This is a genomic window from Deltaproteobacteria bacterium, from assembly GCA_013151235.1.
In the GTDB taxonomy this organism is placed as follows: Bacteria; CG2-30-53-67; CG2-30-53-67; order CG2-30-53-67; family CG2-30-53-67; genus JAADIO01.
Map to the genome: position 1 here is coordinate 1 of JAADIO010000001.1, position 18961 is coordinate 18961.

Annotated in this window: 15 protein-coding genes; 5 read left to right on the forward strand and 10 right to left on the reverse strand. The window is 55.9% G+C overall.

Annotated elements, in window-relative coordinates; all coding sequences use genetic code 11:
• On the reverse strand, positions 1–743 hold a 743-nt coding region (gene mtnP / locus GXP58_00005), incomplete at its 3' end, for an S-methyl-5'-thioadenosine phosphorylase (GenBank protein ID NOY51992.1).
• Between the two features lie 141 nt (positions 744–884).
• Here mtnP and GXP58_00010 point away from each other — a divergent pair.
• Both GXP58_00010 and GXP58_00015 read left to right on the forward strand, forming a co-directional pair.
• Positions 885–2177 (forward strand): amidohydrolase family protein, encoded by a 1293-nt coding sequence (locus tag GXP58_00010; GenBank protein NOY51993.1) that lies wholly within the window; start codon positions 885–887, stop codon positions 2175–2177.
• A gap of 128 nt (positions 2178–2305) precedes the next feature.
• On the forward strand, positions 2306–3691 hold the full coding sequence (locus GXP58_00015; protein NOY51994.1) for an FAD-binding protein: 1386 nt from the start codon (positions 2306–2308) through the stop codon (positions 3689–3691).
• 21 nt (positions 3692–3712) lie between these two features.
• On the opposite strand, the gene ftsY is transcribed toward GXP58_00015, so the two are convergent.
• Genes ftsY through GXP58_00035 form a run of 4 tightly spaced genes read right to left on the reverse strand, consistent with a single transcriptional unit; the run spans position 3713 to position 8897 of the window.
• Positions 3713–5056: a signal recognition particle-docking protein FtsY gene (ftsY, locus tag GXP58_00020; GenBank protein ID NOY51995.1), complete on the reverse strand. Its 1344-nt coding sequence runs from the start codon at positions 5054–5056 to the stop codon at positions 3713–3715.
• Positions 5057–5092: 36 nt separating this feature from the next.
• Positions 5093–5545 carry an rRNA maturation RNase YbeY gene (gene ybeY, locus GXP58_00025; GenBank protein ID NOY51996.1) on the reverse strand — a complete coding sequence of 151 codons (453 nt, stop codon included), beginning with the start codon at positions 5543–5545 and terminating at the stop codon, positions 5093–5095.
• Positions 5442–7964, reverse strand: coding sequence for an HDIG domain-containing protein (locus GXP58_00030; GenBank protein NOY51997.1), 2523 nt, complete (start codon positions 7962–7964; stop codon positions 5442–5444). Before GXP58_00030 ends, ybeY begins: the two co-directional genes overlap by 104 nt.
• 9 nt (positions 7965–7973) lie before the next feature.
• Positions 7974–8897 carry a PhoH family protein gene (locus GXP58_00035; GenBank protein ID NOY51998.1) on the reverse strand — a complete coding sequence of 308 codons (924 nt, stop codon included), beginning with the start codon at positions 8895–8897 and terminating at the stop codon, positions 7974–7976.
• 225 nt (positions 8898–9122) lie between these two features.
• Between GXP58_00035 and GXP58_00040 the strand changes: the two genes are divergently transcribed.
• Positions 9123–11453 carry an alpha/beta fold hydrolase gene (locus GXP58_00040; GenBank protein NOY51999.1) on the forward strand — a complete coding sequence of 777 codons (2331 nt, stop codon included), beginning with the start codon at positions 9123–9125 and terminating at the stop codon, positions 11451–11453.
• On the opposite strand, the gene GXP58_00045 is transcribed toward GXP58_00040, so the two are convergent.
• Positions 11389–12975, reverse strand: a complete 1587-nt coding sequence (locus GXP58_00045; protein NOY52000.1) for a phosphoglycerate dehydrogenase — start codon at positions 12973–12975, stop codon at positions 11389–11391. The genes GXP58_00040 and GXP58_00045 overlap by 65 nt on opposite strands.
• Positions 12976–13208: 233 nt before the next feature.
• Here GXP58_00045 and GXP58_00050 point away from each other — a divergent pair, with 233 nt between their 5' ends.
• Both GXP58_00050 and GXP58_00055 read left to right on the forward strand, forming a co-directional pair.
• Positions 13209–14321, forward strand: a complete 1113-nt coding sequence (locus GXP58_00050; protein ID NOY52001.1) for a YbdK family carboxylate-amine ligase — start codon at positions 13209–13211, stop codon at positions 14319–14321.
• On the forward strand, positions 14318–15520 hold the full coding sequence (locus GXP58_00055) for an amidohydrolase (GenBank protein ID NOY52002.1): 1203 nt from the start codon (positions 14318–14320) through the stop codon (positions 15518–15520). Before GXP58_00050 ends, GXP58_00055 begins: the two co-directional genes overlap by 4 nt.
• A gap of 172 nt (positions 15521–15692) precedes the next feature.
• Here GXP58_00055 and GXP58_00060 read toward each other — a convergent pair whose 3' ends face one another.
• From GXP58_00060 to GXP58_00075, 4 genes are all read right to left on the reverse strand, one after another.
• Positions 15693–16196, reverse strand: a complete 504-nt coding sequence (locus GXP58_00060) for a peroxiredoxin family protein (protein NOY52003.1) — start codon at positions 16194–16196, stop codon at positions 15693–15695.
• Positions 16197–16428: 232 nt separating this feature from the next.
• Positions 16429–16905, reverse strand: a complete 477-nt coding sequence (locus GXP58_00065; GenBank protein ID NOY52004.1) for a cyclic nucleotide-binding domain-containing protein — start codon at positions 16903–16905, stop codon at positions 16429–16431.
• 96 nt (positions 16906–17001) lie between these two features.
• Positions 17002–17307, reverse strand: a complete 306-nt coding sequence (locus GXP58_00070) for a hypothetical protein (protein ID NOY52005.1) — start codon at positions 17305–17307, stop codon at positions 17002–17004.
• Positions 17308–17328: 21 nt separating this feature from the next.
• A complete protein-coding gene (locus tag GXP58_00075) occupies positions 17329–18585 on the reverse strand; it encodes a hypothetical protein (GenBank protein NOY52006.1) in 1257 nt (418 codons plus the stop codon).
• Positions 18586–18961 lie beyond the last annotated feature (376 nt).

An 18961-nucleotide genomic window follows, 5' to 3' on the forward strand; every position in this document is an offset into this window, starting at 1 on the left:
ATTTCCGTCGAAACGGCATGTGAGATCATCGCCTTCGCCATCGCCACATTCTGCCGGATAATCTGCAGCACCGCTTCGGCGTTGACATCGTCTTCCTCCTCATGCCAGCAGTCGTAGTCGGTGGAAAGAGCAATCGTCGCATAACAAAGACCCGCCTCCCGTGCCAGTTTGGCCTCCGTGGCATTGGTCATTCCGATCACCTCCACGCCCCAGGAGCGATAAATCCCGGACTCCGCCCTCGTCGAAAACTGGGGCCCTTCAATACAGAGATAGGTCCCCCCCCGGTGTACCTTGGCGCCGGCCTTTTTCCCGGCCTCTCCCAGCCGCTCGGCCAGAACCGGGCAGATCGGATCGGCCAGGGAGACATGCCCTACGATCCCCTGACCAAAGAATGTGGAGATTCGCTTCCGGGTATTGTCGTAGAACTGGTCGGGAATCACGATATCCCCCGGCGCAATTTCCTCCTTCATGCTCCCCACGGCGCTGACGGAGATGATCTGTTCCACACCGAGTTTTTTCATCGCATAGATGTTTGCACGGAAATTTATTTCCGAGGGGAGAATCCGGTGACCTTTTCCATGCCGGGGAAGAAAGGCGACATCCACTCCGTTCAGTTTTCCCAGCGTCAACGGATCGGAAGGATCGCCGAACGGGGTCCGTACCACCGCCTGCTGAAGGTCTTTGATCCCTTCGATCTCGTAGAGTCCGCTGCCGCCGATCACGCCGATTTGCGCTTTCCCCATGGTTCCTCCCTTGAAAACGGCGCTATCGTAACATCACCGGGAAAACCAGTCAAGGAAATTGACTTTTTCTCCTTGATTTTCGTTGATGTTCTGATCGATAGTAAGCAGGGATTCCAAAACCTCACGGGAGGCCCCTGTAAAATGACACCGGCCGGAACAAAAGACTGCATTCTCAGCGCCGACTGGCTTCTTCCCGTCACAGCGCCCCCGATCTCCGAAGGAGGCGTCGTCATCGTTGACGGGAAGATCCTCGCCATCGGAAAAGGAGAAGAACTCTCCCGCCGCTTCTCCCCTCTTCCCTATCGGGCCTTCCCGGGATGCATCCTCATGCCGGGCCTGATCAATGCCCACACTCATCTCGACCTGAGCCTTTTCCGGGACCGGCTTACTCTTCCCGCAGATTTCGTCTCCTGGCTCCTTGAGCTGATCCCCCTAAGACTTCAGATGGATGCGCGTCAATCCGGCGAGGCCCTCCGGCGGGGAGCCGGGGAAGCCGTTTTGAGTGGCACCACGACGATCGGAGACATCACCCGCTCCGGTGAGTCGATCCCGATTCTTCAGAAAATCGGATGCCGGGGCGTACTCTTCCGGGAAGTGATCGACCGATCCGTTCATGAAGCCTCCGCCTGGATCGAAGACCTGAAGGAGAAGATCTCTGCCATGAAAAGTGAGGCCGGAGGAAAAATCACCATCGGCATCTCTCCCCATACCCCCTATACCCTTTCGAAAGAGCGGATGGAGGCGCTGGCCGCCTTCCTGAGAGAAGTTCCCCTTCCTTGTACCATGCACATCGCCGAATCGGAAGCGGAACGGGACTATTTCCTGCACCATACGGGGGAGCTCAAGACCCGCCTCTTTCCCGCCGTCGGTTGGGGGAAAGCGCCGGACCCGGAGGAATTCGGAACCCCTTTGGAACAAGTCCGGAAACGGAGACTGCTCGACCGCCGGCTTGCCGTCATTCACGGAGTCCACCTGACACCGCAGGATATCAAACACCTGCACAGAGCCGGCAGTTCCGTCATCCTCTGTCCCCGAAGCAATGACAATCTCCGGGTCGGGAGAGCGCCGATCCGGAAACTGCTCGAAGCGGAGATCCCGACGGCCCTCGGCACCGACAGCCTTGCCAGCAACAGATCCCTCTCCCTCTGGGACGAAATGCGCTTCCTCCGGAAACGGTTCCCCCATGACGATCTTGTCACGCCGGAAAGACTGATCCGTATGGCGACCCTCGGCGGTGCAGAAGCGCTGGGCCTTTCCAATGAGACCGGTTCCATCGAAGCAGGGAAAGAAGCCGACATCATCGCCGTCAACTGCCGGATGGACGAACCGGGGCGTCTCGTCTCGACCTTGATTGCAGGAACCACCCCAGGGAAGATCCGGATGATCATGGTGGGAGGAGAGATGCTGCTCGAATCCTCGATCTCTTCCTCCTGAGGGAACCCTGGAGGATTGTTGTTCTTGACAAACATTAACGCTACGTCGCCGGCAAAAGGGGAGTTGTCAACAATAAAGATCCCCAAAATGCAGGAGCCGAAACAACATACCCCGCAAAGGAGCGCACGATGACAATCGGCCCGGATCTCATCAAAGAGTTTCGCCGGATCGTCGGCAAGGATGATGTGGACAACTCTCCCGAAGGTCGCATCAGCTATGGCTACGATGCCACACAGGTGCAACACCGGCCGGAGGTCATCCTCTACCCGTCGAACGCAGAGGAGGTCTCACGGATTCTTTCGATCTGCAATCGGGAGGGGATTCCTCTTTATCCCAGGGGTGCAGGATCGGGGTTTGCCGGAGGTGCAATCCCGGTGAAGGGCGGCGTCTCCCTGGCAATGACCCGGATGAACCGGATCAGAAAGATCGTGCCGGAGGATCTCTATGCCGTTGTTGAACCGGGCGTGATCAATGGTGCCCTGCAAAAGGCCGTGGAGAAGATGGGTCTCTTCTATCCGCCGGATCCGGGGAGCATGGCTTTTTCCACCCTGGGAGGAAACGTGGCGACCGGCGCCGCCGGCCTTCGCTCACTGAAGTACGGTGTCACCCGGGATTATGTAATGGGACTGGAGGCGGTTCTTCCCAACGGAGAGATTATCCGTCCGGGGGTCAAGACCGTGAAGGGGGTTGTCGGGTATGACATGACGCGGCTCCTCGTCGGGTCCGAGGGGACCCTGGCGGTGGTCACGGAGATCACTCTGCGCTTGATCCCCAAACCGGAGACAAGCAGGACCGTCCTGGCGGTATTTGCAGATTATCGGGATGCCGGCCGGACCGTTGCCCGAGTCATTGACGAAAAGATCATTCCGAGCGCCATGGAATTCATGGATGAAAACTGTGTGAATGCCGTGGAAGATCAGTTCCATCTGGACCTGCCCGCTCATGGTGCCGCTTACCTGTTGATTGAAGTTGACGGGAGGCCGGAAGAGACGGACCGGGAGATTGATCGGATCGACCGGATCTGCCGTCAGGAGGGGGCCGTCCATATGATGCGAGGTTCGGATCGTTCCGAAGAGGAACGTCTCTGGAAGGCCCGGCGCTCCATCTCTCAGGCGATCAACCGAATGGGATTGACCAAGGTGAACGAGGACATCGCCGTGCCGCGCAGCCGGATCCCGGAGATCCTTGACTACCTTCAGACGCTGGCACGGGAGAAGCGGATGCGAATCCTGACCTTCGGTCATGCCGGAGACGGAAACCTCCACGTCAACATCCTGATCAAAGCGGAACGACGACCGGAGGCGGAGGCGGTGGTGGAAGAGATCTTTCGTGAGGTGTTGCGTCTGGAGGGTACGATCTCGGCCGAACACGGGATCGGGATGGTTAAATCAAGATTCATCGGGATGGAGATCGCCCCACCCCTCCTCTCCGCCATGAAGCGGATCAAGGAGGCCCTTGACCCGGCGGGTATTCTCAATCCCGGCAAGATCTTTCCGGTCGATCAATCCGGGTAGGGGAACCGCCCCCCCTCCCGATCAGTCGAATAAGGCGCTGACGAACTCCTCGGGGTGGAAGTCCCGCAGGTCTTCTATTCCTTCTCCGATCCCGATCAGTTTGACGGGAATACCGAGTTCCGCCGTGATGGCGGTGACGATCCCTCCCCGGGCCGTGCCATCAAGTTTGGTAAGAACGATTCCGGTGACACCGATGGTCTCATGAAAAATCCGGGCCTGCGACAGGGCATTCTGACCGGTGGTGGCATCGAGTACCAGAAGCACCTCGTGCGGCGCGCCGGGTACCACCTTGTCCATGACCCGTTTCATCTTCTTCAACTCTTCCATCAGGTTGACCTGGGTATGCAGCCTCCCGGCCGTATCGGCGATCACGACGGGAATCTGCCGGGATTCGGCGGCCTTGAGAGCATCGAAAACCACGGCCGAAGGATCGGCGCCATCCTGATGACGAATGACCTCCGCCCCGACCCGTTTCCCCCAGATCTCCAACTGTTCCGAGGCAGCCGCACGGAAGGTATCCCCGGCGGCCAGCAACACACCTTCCCCCGCCTGTGTGAAGCGATGGGCGAGTTTGCCGATCGTCGTGGTCTTGCCGACACCGTTGACACCGATCATCATGATGACACAAGTGCCGTTCTCCGGTCGATTCAGGGAATAGCCCTGACCGGCAAGAACGCCGGTCAACTCCTCCCGGATACACTCTTTGATAATTCGGGAATCCTTCAGTTCTTTCCGCCCGATCCGCTCCCGGATCTTCTCGATCAGGGCCAGGGCATTGCCGACGCCGATATCGGATTCGACCAGGATCTCTTCCAACTCTTCGAGGGTATCGGCATCGATCTTTTTCCCCATGGAAAAAAGCCGGTCGATCTTCCCGATCAGCCCTTCCCGGGTCCGGGAGAGCCCTGCACGGAGCCGCTGGAAGAGGGAGGGTGTAACGGACGATTCAACCCCCTCCACCTCTTCGGGCCGGACTTCTTCCGTGAATTCCTCTACCACCTCAAGTGCCGGCCCTTCACTTTCCGCCTCTTCCAATACTTCCACCATCTCCACAGGCTTTTCCCCGTTTTTCATGATCGGGACTTCTTCCGGCTCGGGAAGGATCGCTGTGGGAATTTCTTCCAACAAATCGGTGTCCGGGGGTTCCACCGAAAGGCTTTTCGACGCTTCTTCTACCTGTACTTCGATCCTTGTGGGAGCGATTTCCTCCTCTTCGACTTCCGCTGCGCTCACCCCATCCGATCGAACCGGTGTTTGCTGTTTCAGGTCCTTTTCTTGCGGATGCTGTTCCTTCCGGTAAGACTCCGCCCAGGCGGTAATTTCATCAATCCGTTCATCTTTTTCTTTTCGTTTAAAAAATGCCATTGCTCTTGATCGCTTCCTTTTTGTAATGATCTATTCTCAGGGCCGGACCAGCCCCTCTTTTTCGAGAGTCCTCAAAATCCCGGACTCCCGCTTTCGCATCCGCTCGGCCTCGTATTCTGTGGTTTCATGATCGTAACCGATCAGGTGGAGTGCTCCATGGATCAGCAGACGAGCCATCTCCGTCTCGAAGGAATGGCCGTAGGCCTCCGCCTGACGGAGGGCACACTCCACAGAGATGACGATATCCCCCCACATCTCCGGTGCGGGATCCGGAAAGTCCCCCTCGTTCAGGGCGAAAGAAAGGACGTCGGTGGACCGGTCCCGGCCCCGATATTCCCGGTTGAGTTCCCGGATCGTCGGGTCATCGGTCAGCAGGAGGCTGACCTCACCCTCTTTGCGGACGATTTCGAAGACTTTTTTCAAGACTGATATCGCCGGCGTCCCTGGGTCCCTGGGGATTGTTCCCTGCCGGCTGAGCCGGATTTTCATCCTTGCGGTTTTCTCCATTCTCATCCGTCAGTTTCACGGAAGGATAATCGATCCTGTGGTGATGGATACTCGTCAGTATCGGCAGCAAACTCCGTTTGATCTCCCGGAGATCTTTCAAGGTCAGGTCGCATTCATCGAGCTGCCCGTCGAGGTAGATCCGCTCCAGGATCTTGTTCACCACCATCCCCTCGATCCGGGAGGGATTGGGACCGGCTAGTACCCGGGAGGCCGCCTCCACGGCATCGGTAATCATAACGATCGCCGCCTCCTTCGTCTGGGGTTTGGGACCCGGATAACGGAAATCCTCTTCCTTGACGGCATGGATGGAGGGATTCTCCTGATCTTTGGCTTTCTGAAAGAAATAGGTGATCAGACTCGATCCGTGATGTTGGCGGATAATATCGAGGATCGCAGGCGGAAGCTTGTTCTCCCGGGCCAGCTCCACTCCGTCCTTGATATGAGAGATCAGGATCAGGGCGCTCATGCTCGGGATTAACTTGTCGTGACGGTTTTCCACGTTGATCTGGTTCTCTACGAAATACTCCGCCTTTTGAATTTTGCCGATATCGTGATACAGAGAGCTGACCCGGGTGAGGAGGGAATTTGCACCAACCGCTTCGGCGGCTTCCTCGGCCAGGTTTCCGACCATCAGGGAATGCTGATAGGTCCCCGGTGCATGCACCAGGAGATCTTTAAGCACCCTCTGGTTCGTATCGGAAAGTTCGAGCAGCCGGATGTCCGTGGTGATTTTAAAAAGGCTTTCCAGTAACGGAACGAGCGAGGAGACCAGAACGGAAACCAGGAGACCGCCGAAAAAAGCGAAGAGGGCATCATCCAGCCCCCGGGTCAAACTGAAATCATTGTGGAGAATCGTGATCGACAATGCCGTCAGGACGTTCGCTCCCCCCACGATCATCCCACCCCGCAACAGGGCACTCCGACGCCGACAGTTCTGCACCGTCAGCGCGGCAATCACATTGCCGACCAGGGCATAGAGGGTAAAGGAGAGATCTTCATGGATCATCATCCCGGAGAGAATACTGATCATCAGGATCGGGAAGATGAAGATCCGGATTTCAAAGAGAACGCCGATCATCATACCGCAGAAGGCAAAGGGAATTCCAAAAAGTATGGAGGAGGGCTCCACGAATTCCAGGTTCGCCATCACGATCTGGGCGATCCAGTAAAAGGCCTTGATCAGACCGAGAGATCCGACGATAATCAGGCCGAGGAGCGTCAGTTTTTGCAGATCCTGTGAAATCGGCTGTTTGAAACGACGAATATAGATCAGGAAGATCCCGAGAAGGATCGCGTTGAAGAAGACAAGGCCGATAAAGGTCTGGAAGAGATTGTTCTCTTTCTGCAGGGCATTTAAGGCATTGAGCTTGGCCATGTGCCGTTCCGTAATCCGATCCCCTTCCCGGACGATCATCTCGCCTTTCTGCACCTTGAAGTAGACCGTCTTGACGGCATCCCGTTCCTTCGCCTTACGCAGTTCCGTTTCATTCTTGTTGAAGGTCAGGTTGGGTACGATCAGAAGGGAGGCAATTTCCTTGACGGCCTTTGCCGTATCCCGCGGAAGAGATGCCAGGAAGGGGTCGGAATAGCGGGCAATCGCATCATGGGCCGATTTCAGATCGAGAAAAACATCAATATCGGAGATCTTCTTCTCAAAGTTCTCCCCGATCCCCTTGATGGTAATGCCTTTATCCGCCTCTTTGAGCAAAAGATCGGGGCTGCTCACCACCCCCCGGTTCATAACCATTTTAACCAGCAGACCGACCTCGGAGGCGAGTTCAGGAGAGAATTCCTCCCGGTCGAGAATTCTCATCGTTCTCCGGGGCACCTTGATCTGCAGGATCTTTTCAAACTGCTGATGCCCCTCTTCCAGCAGTTCCTTTTCCGTACGCTGCGGTTCTTTCCCTTCCGAAGCGGGGGAGGAAGACTGCTGCCGGGCCACCGCCTTTTCCAGACCCTCATTCTCAGCCCGGAGACGTTTTCCCATGTAATAGCGGTTCATCAGGGTAAAGGCATCCTGAATCTCCTTGTCCAGACGGGAAACCACGGCCAGGTCAAAATCATAGACCGAGAGGGTCTCTTCCGTCACCTGGCGGCGTTTCTCCTCCGTCGCCTTCAGGTCGGGGACATCCAGATCCCGCGGCGCCTTGATGTTTTTCGGGCTGATGGCCCCGATCTGATACCGGGAGGAGATAAACTCGATATCCGGCAGGAGGAGAAAACTGAGAGACAAAACAATGCTGCAAACGAGCAGCCCCTTCAAGAACCAGTGCGTCCGGTAAAAGGGAACTCCCTCCACCCGGAAACCGGCCTGCAGAAATTTCCTGGACGCTTCCCACCCGGACCGGACCCGGCCGGAAAGGGTCTTGTTTTTCTTCCGGCTTTCCTTCCCGTTACTCATCGGCATCGCTCATTTCGTTTCCCTGTTTTTTTCATATTTTTCATACGCCCGGATGATGTCCTGCACAAGTTTGTGACGAATGACATCTTTATTCGAGAAGAGGGAGATCCGGATTCCGGGAACCCCCTTCAGAATCTCTTTCGCATGGATCAGACCGGAGTGTTTCTCCTTGGGCAGATCAATCTGGGTGATATCCCCCGTCAGGACCACCCGTGAATTAAAACCGAGCCGGGTCAGAAACATCTTCATCTGTTCCCGGGTCGTGTTCTGCCCCTCATCAAGGATAATAAAAGAGTCGTTCAGGGTCCGGCCGCGCATATAGGCCAACGGCGCAATCTCGATCGTTCCCCGTTCAATCAGCCGGTTCGCCCGGTCGGGCTCGATCATATCGTACAGTGCATCATAGAGCGGACGCAAATAAGGATGGATCTTCTGATAAAGATCGCCGGGAAGAAAACCGAGATGCTCACCGGCCTCCACCGCCGGACGGGTCAGAATAATCCGTCCCACTTCCTGGTTCGAAAAAGCGGCGACGGCCATGGCCATGGCCAGATAGGTCTTGCCGGTCCCCGCCGGCCCGATCCCCAAGACCACATCGTGATGCCGGATCGCTTCAATGTACTTGGATTGCGCCGGGGTTTTAGGGAGGATCACCTTCTTGCGGGAAGGAACACGGATCCCCCCGCTGAGCAGTTCCGCCAGCACCACCCCGCCATGATCGGCCAACGCCCGGATGGCAAACCCCATATCTTCGGCCCGGACCGTCCCGTTGGAAAGAGAACGGTTCAATTCCTCCAGCGCCTTCCGGGCCTGATCCACCCTTCCGGACTCCCCGCGAAGTTCCATCTTCCTGCCCCGGGCGGAGATCCGGATCTGGAAAAGTTTCTCGATCAGATCAAGGTTCTCATCATTTTGCCCGTAGAGGAGCGGCATGTTAGCCGGATCGATACTCAAAAGGGCCTGCGCACGCTTTTCCGCCAAATCAGCTCCCGACAGGAAAACAATTTTTTGCAACGCCGTCAAATTTGCTCCTATTATATCTTTGACTACAAGGGGTTACAAGAGAAGAATTCCCTGCCTTGCCGTTCCGGGAAATAGGTGGTAAAATAACAATGATTCCGGTAACTTAGGAATCCACCCCGCAAAAGGATCCGCTTCATGTTGTCGGAAAAGGACCTTAAGATCAATGAGAAGAGCTACAAGAGGACCCGGTTGGTCCTTGATGTTCTGCGCCGATTTCTGAAGGTCAATATCAAACTTCATGACCTGGGGGACCAGTTCCGAAAAGGAGATATCTTCCTCTTCAACCATTTCGCCCGGTTCGAGACCTTTATTCCCCAATACCTCATCTATGACCAGACGGGATTCATGTGTCGTTCGCTGGCCGCCCCGGAACTCTTCAACGACGACACCTTCGGAAATTACCTTGCCGGAATCGGTGCCATTCCGACGGACCTGGAAAATGTCATTCATTTCATGGCCTGCGAGATCAACCGGGGATACAAGGCGGTCATCTTCCCGGAAGGGGCGATGATCAAGAATCGACGGGTCCTCGGGCCGAAGGGACGATTCCGGATCTATTCCCGCGAAAAAGGAAAATATCGCAAGCCTCATACCGGCGCCGCCGTGATTGCCCTCTATGCCCAGCAGATCCGGGACCTCTTTCGCCTGGCCTATGCGCGGAAAAATCAAGCGAAGATGAAAGAGATCGCCGTCCTGTTTCATACCGAGGATCTCGAACGGGCGTTGGAGATCGCCTCCGAACCGGTCCGGATCGTCCCGGCCAACATCACCTTCTACCCTCTGCGGGGGGACGAAAACTTTCTGACCAAGGTGGCCGATCGTCTCGGGAAGATCCCTAATGAGCGAGTGGAAGAGGAATTGATCGTTGAGGGGAATATTCTTTTCAAGAACACGGACATGGACATCCGCATAGGCGATCCGATCGAAATCCGGGACTATTTCAAACGGACCGATCTCTCCCTGCTCCGTACACGATACTTTGTGGATCAACGGCGTATTCTCAAGAGCGCCGCCGCCCGTCTGCTCACCCGGATGGAGATCCTCCGTTCGGAGATCCAGTCCGAGCGGATCATGGTCGATTACATGCAGTCAATCTATTCCCTCGTTACCGTCAACCTCGGGCACCTCTGTGCGGAACTGATTTACGAACTGCTCCAGCATTACAAGCAGCATGAGGTCTCCCGGGAGTTCTTCGACCAGGCCCTTTATATGACGATCAAGAAGGCACAGGAATCGGAGCGAATTTTTCTGCACCGCAGTCTGTTAAACCCGGATCGCTATGACTCCCTCCTGACCCACGACAACCGGGACATCCGGGATATCCTGCTGCAGGCGGCCGCCGCCGATCTCATACGTATCCGGGAGGACCGCTACTTTTTTCTGCCTGCGCTGGAGGAGAATTACGATTTTGACGAAATCCGGATCAAAAATTTCCTGAAGGTCCGCTACAATGAAGTGCGCCCCATCCCGGCCCTTCAGAAAGCCGTCCGGGAGGTGTTGACACATTTCGACAAACTCAACCGGCCCCGTGCCTGGACGGAAATGCTCCATGACGATGACCTGCGCAGTCATCAAAGAGACCGCATGATCTTCTGTACGGAAAAATACGACGAGATCAATCGACAGGAAACAAGGACTTACTCCGGCGCCCCCTTCTTCCTTTCCCCCACCGATGGCGGATCACAAGTCGGGGTCCTGCTGATTCACGGGTTCACGGCCTCCCCCGCCGAGACCCGTCCTCTCGGTGAGTTTCTGACATCCCGGGGTTTTGTGACGTACGGCGTCCGTCTGAAAGGGCACGGCACCTCCCCCTGCGACCTTGACTTTCGGACCCTCGACGAGTGGTACCGTTCCACTCTCCGCGGGTGGAACATCCTGCGAAAGATTTGTGAAAAAATGGTCGTCGTCGGTTTTTCCATGGGAGGGAATCTGGCCCTGATGCTGGCCGAAGAAAAAGGAAACGCCGTGGACGGCCTTGTGACAATTTCCACGCCGCTGAAGATCCATGACAAGAACATCTTCTTTGCCGGCCTCATGCACCGGGTCAACCAACTGGTCGGTGTTCTTCCCTACCTTGACGGCATCAAACGTTTCACAAAGAGTGACCCGGAAAACCCGGAGATCAATTACCGGAATATCCCGATCAGCGCCCTCCGGGAATTCCAGCATACCATGGAACGGACGATCGAGATCCTACCGGAGATCTTCTGCCCGACATTGATCCTCCAGGGAAAAGAAGACCCGACGGTCGATCCCGTCAGTGCAAAGATGATTTACGAAGGGATCGCCTCACCGGAAAAGAGGCTGGTGATGGTGGAGGCGGACCATCATGTCATCATCCGGGAAAAGGCCTCCGCCGTCCACCGGGAAGTGCTGCGGTTTCTCAATCAGTTCACCGGGTCTACTCGCCCTGAAGATTCACATGCAAAGCCGACAGAATATTCGGAAATGACCGGATCTCGTTGAGGACTTCGCCGGAAACGGCCGCGTCCACACAGAGCAGGGTAATCGCCTTTTCGCCCGCCGGATCCCGGCCGTTGTACATCCGGGCGATATTGATTCCGTTCCGGCCCAGCAATTCTCCGACATCGGCGATCACGCCCGGACGGTCCAGATTGAAGATCACGAGAAAATCCCCCTCCGGTACGGCCTCCAGATCAAAGCCGTCGATCCGGACAATTCGGGGGACACGATCATCAAAGAGAGTGCCGGAGATCTCCCCCTCTTCACGATCCGTGATCACTTTCACCGTCACCAGTTTCCGGTAATTTGCGCTCATACTTTCCCGCATTTCGGAAATCCGGACCCCCCGTTCTTCGGCCAAGCTCCGGGCATTGATCCGATTCACCCGCTCTCCCAACACCGGGCGCAAGAGTCCCGCCAGGATCGCATGCGTGAATGCGGAGAGGGCCGGCAGATCGTCTTCGCCTGCGCGCTGGACCGTTACTTCCCGGAGACCGGAGGGGTGGAGCTGACTGACAAACTGTCCCAGCGCTTCTCCGAGGTTGAGCCAGAGAGTATCGCCGGGCGTGCTCTTCTCCCCGCCGGGCAGGTTGACGGCATGAGTAATGATCGCCTGTTGCAGATAATCGATGACCGATTTCGCCAGCTCGACGGACCCGCCGCTCAAGGCCTCCTCCGTATATGCGGAAAGAGCGGGGGCACAGATCACCCGGTCGGAAAGGTAGAGAGGATGGCGATCGAGCGGTTCCCGGCGGTGAAGATCAAGTGCAACCCCCCCGACCCGTTCTTTGATGACGGCATCATAGAGAGCGGTTTCATCGATCAGCTCCGGAGTGGAACCGTTCACCAGCAAGACCCCCCGTTTCATCCGGGCAAGCGCCTCGGTTCCGATCATCCCCCGCGTTTCGTCATTGAGCGGGGCATGGAGCGTAATCAGATCGGCGGACGCCAGTAATGCCGGAAGGTCCACGGACCGGAATCCCTGGCGTTCGATCATATCGGTGGACAAATAGGGATCACAGACGATCACTTCCATTTCCAGCCCGGCGGCACGGGAGGCCACCAGAGAACCGACGGAGCCGAAGCCGATCACGCCGAGGACTTTCTTCCGGAGTTCCATCCCTTTCAACGGCTGCCGTTCCCAGCTCCCCTTTTTGATCATCCCGTCGGCCATCGTCACCTTCCGGGCCAACCCGAAGATCAGGGCCAGGGCATGCTCTGCAACGGAAACGGTTACACTCTCCGGAGCATTCAGGACCAGCACACCCCGTCGGGTTGCCGCTTCCACGTCCAGCGCCGGTCTGCCGACACCCAGCAGACCGATCACCCGAAGATCTTCACCCGCCGCAAGCACCTCACGATTTACGGGAGTACGGGTGCCGGCAATCAGGACCTCGGTCTTGACAATTGCCTGCCGTAATCTTTCAGCGGTACACACCGAAGAGGATAAGACCTCCACTTCCCCGACATCTTTCAGCAGGTCGAGACCTGCCGGATCGAGGGCTGCAGCAACCAGAATTTTCATCGCGACTCCTTCCCCTTCGGCTTCCGCTTCTATCTAATACAGTTACAGGGGAAATGTCAACGGTGAATGCCTCCCGAAAATGAGAGACCGTCCGGACGCTCTCTCAGCCCGGGATAAAAGACTTACCTTGAATTCCGGCGGAACATTGGATAGTATAATAAAAATCTATCGATCACGACCACCAGGGATGTCCATTTCCATCCGGGAAGTGTTCTTCGATATAGAAGGTGCTGATGACCCTTCCATTCAAGCGCTCCGATGAACCCACCATCGGCGCTGAAGTCGAAATGCAGATCGTAGACTTGAAGACCCGGCACCAGGCCTCCAGGGTCATGGAGATCCTGGACCGGGTTCCAAAGTCCCTGAAGGAACGGATCAAGCCGGAGTTCCTCCAGTCGACCCTGGAGGTGAACACGGAGATCTGCCATGATCCGGCACAGGTGGAAGCCAACCTCCGGGAGTTTTTTGCCCTGACGCACAGAATAGCGGGCAAGCTGGGACTCGGTCTCCTCTGTGCCTCAACGCACCCCATCTCCTCCTGGAAGGAACAGATCGTTACCCCCGACCCGCGGTACCTGCGCCTGCAGGAGGAATTCCAATTCCTGGGACGACGCCTCAACATCTGCGGTTTTCATGTTCATATCGGGATAACGGACGGGGACAAAGCCGCGGCAATCCTGAATATTCTCCGCGGATATCTTCCGCACCTTCTGGCCCTCTCCACCAGTTCCCCCTTCTGGTCGGGATACAACACCGGCCTCTACTCCTCCCGGATCAACATCTTCCAGGTCCTCCCCACGGCGGGACTTCCCCCCCGGATCAAAAACTGGCGGGAATTCGAAAAGCTTGTGGAGATTCTCATCTCGACGCGGACCATAGAAACCCCCCGGGAAATCTGGTGGGAGGCACGTCCGCACCCGCTCTTCGGGACCATTGAGGTCCGGGTCTGCGATTCTCCTTCGACGATTCAGGATATGCTGGTACTCACGGCATGTATCCAGGCCCTTGTCGTTCGGCTCTGCAACCTGTATGATAAAAAGGAACTCCCGGAAATTCCTCTACGCCAATTAGTAGAAGAGAACCGATGGCAGGCAGCACGACACGGTTTCGAAGGCTATTTTATCGATTATACTACGCACAAGACGATCCCCATCCATCGGGCCGTGAAAAATCTTCTGCAACGGCTCCGGCGTACGGCCGAACGCCTGGGAACCCTCTCCTATCTGGAACAGGTGGATCGGATTTTCTCAGAAGGAACGAGTGCGCATCAGCAACTCCGGGTTTTCAAAAGAACCGGCAGTCTCATTTCCGTGGTTGATGATCTGATGGAGAAACTGAAATCATGATTACCGTTGATGAGATCAAGGAAAAGACCTATGCCATCAGAGAAGAACTGATTGCGCTTCGCAGACACCTCCATCGGCATCCTGAGCTGGGCAACAAAGAGATTCAGACCTCCGAACTCCTCCGGAAACACCTTTCCGGGATGAACCTCGAAGTAAAAACCGGGCTTGCCGTCACCGGCATCACGGCCCTGCTTCGCGGTGGGGCACCGGGAAGAACGATCGGTATCCGCTCCGACATGGATGCACTGCCGATCCAGGACAAGAAAAAGACCTCCTATCGATCCGAAGTCCCCGGGGTGATGCATGCCTGTGGACATGACCTCCATATGGCCACACTCATCGGTGCCGCCCGGGTCCTCTCGCAGTTTCAAGATCGATTGCCGGGGAATGTCAAGTTCATCTTTCAGCCCTGCGAGGAGCGAGTCCTGGGAGCAGATCGGATGATCGCCGCCGGCGTACTGGACAATCCCCCCGTCTCCGTCATGCTCGGTTTCCACAGTTATCCCCTTCTGCCGACCGGCGTGATCGGAATCAAGCAAGGGGTCATGATGGCCTCGGCGGATCTCTTCTCGATTCACCTCTACGGGAAAGCCGGTCATGCCGCCAAACCCCATCTGGCCGTCGATGCCATCGCCATCGCCGCCATGGTGATCCATGCCCTGCACCTGATTGTGAGCAGTCGGATCGATCCGGTTCATCCGGCCCTGGTCTCCATCGGCATGATCCGTGGGGGGACGGCGGAGAATATCGTCTGTGACCATGTAGAGTTGCGCGGAACGATCCGGACCACCTCCAATAAGACCCGGAAACTGATCTTCGAAAAAATCGAGAAAAAAGTCCGGGGAATCACGGAAGGGATGGAAGGGCGCTACCGGCTGAACATCGACCGCGGCTCCCCTCTCCTGAATAATCATCCGGTCATTACCCGGATCGTGGAAGAGTGTGCCACGGAGATCCTCGGCCCGGAGCGAGTACAGTCCCTGACGGAACCCTCCCTCGGCGGCGAAGACTTCTCTTCCTATATTGAAAAAGTGCCGGGAACCTACTTCCGGATCGGAACGGGAAACCCGGCCAAGGATACCTGCCATTACCTGCATAGTGATCTTTTTGACGTGGATGAGACGGCCATTCCCGAAGCAGTGCAAGTCCTCTGCTGGTCGGTGCTGCGCCTTCTCCAAACCAACGACCTGGAAGAGTAGATGCCGTGCTTCGGGAACCGGAGACGGGTGAAATAGCGGGGCCGGAAAGTATCGGCAGAGAGGCGCAGCCATCACCGTTTGATCAGCTGCCCGATCTCAAAAAAAAACCCCGGCAACGGGCGGAAGAATAATTTTCCCGAATGCCGGGGCTTTAAAGTCGCATCAAAAAGACTTATGTGAACAAATTAATCTGCGCTTCACTCGCAATATCAAGATAGGAAGCCGCACCGACAAAATCAATACCATCGATAAACTCACTTTGATCAAAACCGAAAAGATCGACCGTCATCTGGCAGGCCATCATCCTGACGCCGGCATCCAAGCAGAGGCTCCTTAGTTCCTCCACGGAGGCAACACCGACATTGGCGATCGTCTTTTTCATCAGTGTCGTAGCAACGGTCTCGTAACCGGGGATGTTGGCCTGAATGATGTTGGGGATATTCCAGTTGATTCCCCGAAACCACTTGGGACCCACGGGCATTTTCATCGGCATGGCCGGGTTGCCGAGGGGACTGACTTGTGCCGTGATCTTCTTTTTCAGGAGGGTCAGTCCGTAAAAGGTGAAGAAAATCGTCACATCAAAATCAAGTGACGCTGCGGTGGAGCCGAGGATAAAAGGCGGATAGGCCCAATCAAGCGTTCCCTTTGTTGCAATGATTGTCATCTTTGTACCCATACGAATCTCCTCCTTACGGCCGAACGATCATCGTTCGCCTACGGTTAAGGTTTTCCCCGGCAAAGGGGCTGCGCGGTACACCCTTTGACGTTCGATCCCCCCCCATGACCCTTAAAGGAATGTATGAGCGGACAAATCCGCAGGCCAAGGTGAATCGAAGAGGCAAAGATACTTTGAGATGGCTAACTTATCAGAAAGAAAACAAAAAGAAAAGAAAAAAATGACACCCGATTCAGGGCATCTTGATCCCCCGCTGCACTTCCTGAATAAACATCGCCTGAAGCTGTTTCATCCGTGTTCCCACAATTTCGGCGATGTTACGCATCAGGAAGAATCCGAAGTCCCTGTCGTCCCGGCAAATTTTCAGGAGGGAATCCCCATCCATGACAAGGACTTTCAACGATTCCCGGCAGACACCCGCCAGGGTATAACAATGGGGGGGGACCAGCGCCGACCAGCCCACGGACTCACCCCTTCCCTTTGAATCGATCGTCAGTTCGCCTTCCACCTGACCGATCTTGAACCGAAAGGTGAGGTCCAGGACCCCTTCCCGTATCACATAAAGGACATCCGCTTTTTCCCCTTCCTCAAAGATTCGTGTACCGGGCGCGAAGACCACCTCTTCGGAAATCAACAATACCCGCTCGAGATTCAGTACTGAAATGTCCTGAAAAAGCCTGTTTCCCAATAGTTCATCCGTCGTTGCCATGGCTCCCTCCTGTCCCTGCAGCACTGGACATGCTTCCCTCCGGAATCTCTCTACGATTCGGGAAGGCCATTGATTCAGGTCCGGCCCTCTCCCGAACTAATCGGAAGCGTTCACCGGATGCCCGCTCTCCTCCTGCTCCCGCCCCCCGCCGCGCCCAAAGACCCTGGCCGTCTCATCGGTCAGCAAACCGCAGGCGATGTAATTCACAACCCAGAGAAGAACCGCGACAATCGGAATTGCGACAAAAGCGATTCCGCTGCCCGGCCCGGTTGATTCGTGAAGCTGGTGCGCGCTGTTGATCAAATAGAAAAACCAGCCGAAAAAACTCAGGATAAAAAGATTAAAACAGAAGACCATTGCAATTTGCACCAGGAGTACTGATTTACTTGGGGCTTTTTCCATTGTGGTTCCCTCCCATGATGTTCAGTTTTTCGTCGTACCGATGTGTACTTCATCCCCGCTCCCGTGAATCACCATCCTGGTCCTCCGCATCAGGACCGGTTGGTAAAGATAATTGACATAGGCACTGACCCGCAGTTCTTCCTTCGGCGCCACGAGAAATTTGAACTCTACCATCCGTCTTTCGCCCGGCAACAGACGGTTGTCCTCCAGGACCCGCCCCGGTTTCAGAAAAAATCCGGCATCATCGGCAAATGCTTCTCCGCTTTCCTGCTCCACCAACCGTTTGCGAAAGACCTTCGAGCGGGTAAGGCCCCTGCCAACGGCCCCCGTTTGCACTTCACAGATCAGCACCAGGCTCCGCGAGGGCATCCCGGTCGGGACGCAGTGCCCACATCCGGTATTGAGGATCCGGACCCGGACGGTCAGATGGCCGTCTACCCGATCCACCCGGCTTATTCGCACACGTAATTCTCCCGTAGACTCCTGCAGATTCCCGGCCTCACCGGAACCTGTATCCGCCGAATTTCTTTTGCCGGGCCGGACCATCCGATGATCCCGTGGTGTCCCTTTTGAGGAGGCCATGTGACATCCCTGGCAAGAGGTGTTGTTCCCGGCAAAAGGACCGGCCTTCCACTCCGAATACGTTCCGAGGAGAGTCACTCCGTTTTCGGCGGTATATTCATGGCAGGCGGCACAGAACCCGGATTGCCGGAGTGCATCGGGAATCCGCCGGTCATGAAAGGAGCGCCCCCGCAGCCAGTCGATCCCCTTGAGCATCTCCCGGTTGATAAAAAAAGGATTCTCAGGGTCCCCGAGATCGATACCGCTCACGGAATGACAGAAGTCGCAAGTCACTCCCTCATTCGTAATGGGAAGATGTTTCGAATAATCACGCGTCAACAGAGTCGTCGGGGCATGACACCGCATGCAAAGTTTCTTCGCCTTCCCGCCGGAAGCAAGACAGGCCTGGGCGAGAGAGGTCTCAAAGATCGGGTCATCAGACGAATGTGCATGCATCGACTCTTTCCACATGGCATAGATCTGCGGGTGACATTTACCGCAGGCCTTGGCCGGGATGAATGCGTCCCGGTAAAGAGGATTTACGGGAAGCATCTTTTCCCCGGTACACTTTTCCACCGAGACGAGGAAGAAAAGGAAAAAGAAGATCGAAAGCCGGGTCATGGAGATCACCGCCGCCTCGTTCCTGCCGGCGTCATGAAATATCCGTCGGTATCCACGGGCCCGCCCACCGGCAAGCCGCCCGCCAACTGCCTCCATAGGTAATGCAACGGTTATGCCATTCCGAATGTACGGAGAAGAAATATTTCAATCGACTGATTTTCCAAGGGTTTTTCTCTTTCCCCGTCTTCACACGGGCTGAACGGGATCCGGGCAGTGACCGATTATGGGATCAACGCTGATCCCTCATTCTTTCAAAGAGATAGGATGTTTTCGTATCGACCGGCGGTCGCGGGTGTATGGAAACCGGGCGCTTGATCCATCCTCATCCAGCGCCGAACCGCAAGAGAAAAAACTCCATGAATCAGGCGAAAAATCAAGGCGTTACATCGATCATTTTTTCGATCTGCAGGCGGTCATAACCTTTGGCACATCTTTTGCTTTTCAGAAGTCGGCAGAAGTCGGAACGATTCAT

What these genes read in the sequence shown, in the direction of transcription:
- GXP58_00030 (NOY51997.1), bottom strand. Translation starts at nt 7,964, where the DNA reads ATGAGTAACGGGAAGGAAAGCCGGAAGAAAAACAAGACCCTTTCCGGC.
- GXP58_00060 (NOY52003.1), bottom strand. Translation starts at nt 16,196, where the DNA reads ATGGGTACAAAGATGACAATCATTGCAACAAAGGGAACGCTTGATTGG.
- GXP58_00070 (NOY52005.1), bottom strand. Translation starts at nt 17,307, where the DNA reads ATGGAAAAAGCCCCAAGTAAATCAGTACTCCTGGTGCAAATTGCAATG.
- GXP58_00075 (NOY52006.1), bottom strand. Translation starts at nt 18,585, where the DNA reads ATGGAGGCAGTTGGCGGGCGGCTTGCCGGTGGGCGGGCCCGTGGATAC.
- GXP58_00010 (NOY51993.1), top strand. Translation starts at nt 885, where the DNA reads ATGACACCGGCCGGAACAAAAGACTGCATTCTCAGCGCCGACTGGCTT.
- GXP58_00040 (NOY51999.1), top strand. Translation starts at nt 9,123, where the DNA reads ATGTTGTCGGAAAAGGACCTTAAGATCAATGAGAAGAGCTACAAGAGG.
- GXP58_00015 (NOY51994.1), top strand. Translation starts at nt 2,306, where the DNA reads ATGACAATCGGCCCGGATCTCATCAAAGAGTTTCGCCGGATCGTCGGC.
- GXP58_00050 (NOY52001.1), top strand. Translation starts at nt 13,209, where the DNA reads ATGACCCTTCCATTCAAGCGCTCCGATGAACCCACCATCGGCGCTGAA.
- GXP58_00065 (NOY52004.1), bottom strand. Translation starts at nt 16,905, where the DNA reads ATGGCAACGACGGATGAACTATTGGGAAACAGGCTTTTTCAGGACATT.
- GXP58_00055 (NOY52002.1), top strand. Translation starts at nt 14,318, where the DNA reads ATGATTACCGTTGATGAGATCAAGGAAAAGACCTATGCCATCAGAGAA.
- ybeY (NOY51996.1), bottom strand. Translation starts at nt 5,545, where the DNA reads ATGAAAATCCGGCTCAGCCGGCAGGGAACAATCCCCAGGGACCCAGGG.
- GXP58_00035 (NOY51998.1), bottom strand. Translation starts at nt 8,897, where the DNA reads ATGCCGCTCCTCTACGGGCAAAATGATGAGAACCTTGATCTGATCGAG.
- ftsY (NOY51995.1), bottom strand. Translation starts at nt 5,056, where the DNA reads ATGGCATTTTTTAAACGAAAAGAAAAAGATGAACGGATTGATGAAATT.
- GXP58_00045 (NOY52000.1), bottom strand. Translation starts at nt 12,975, where the DNA reads ATGAAAATTCTGGTTGCTGCAGCCCTCGATCCGGCAGGTCTCGACCTG.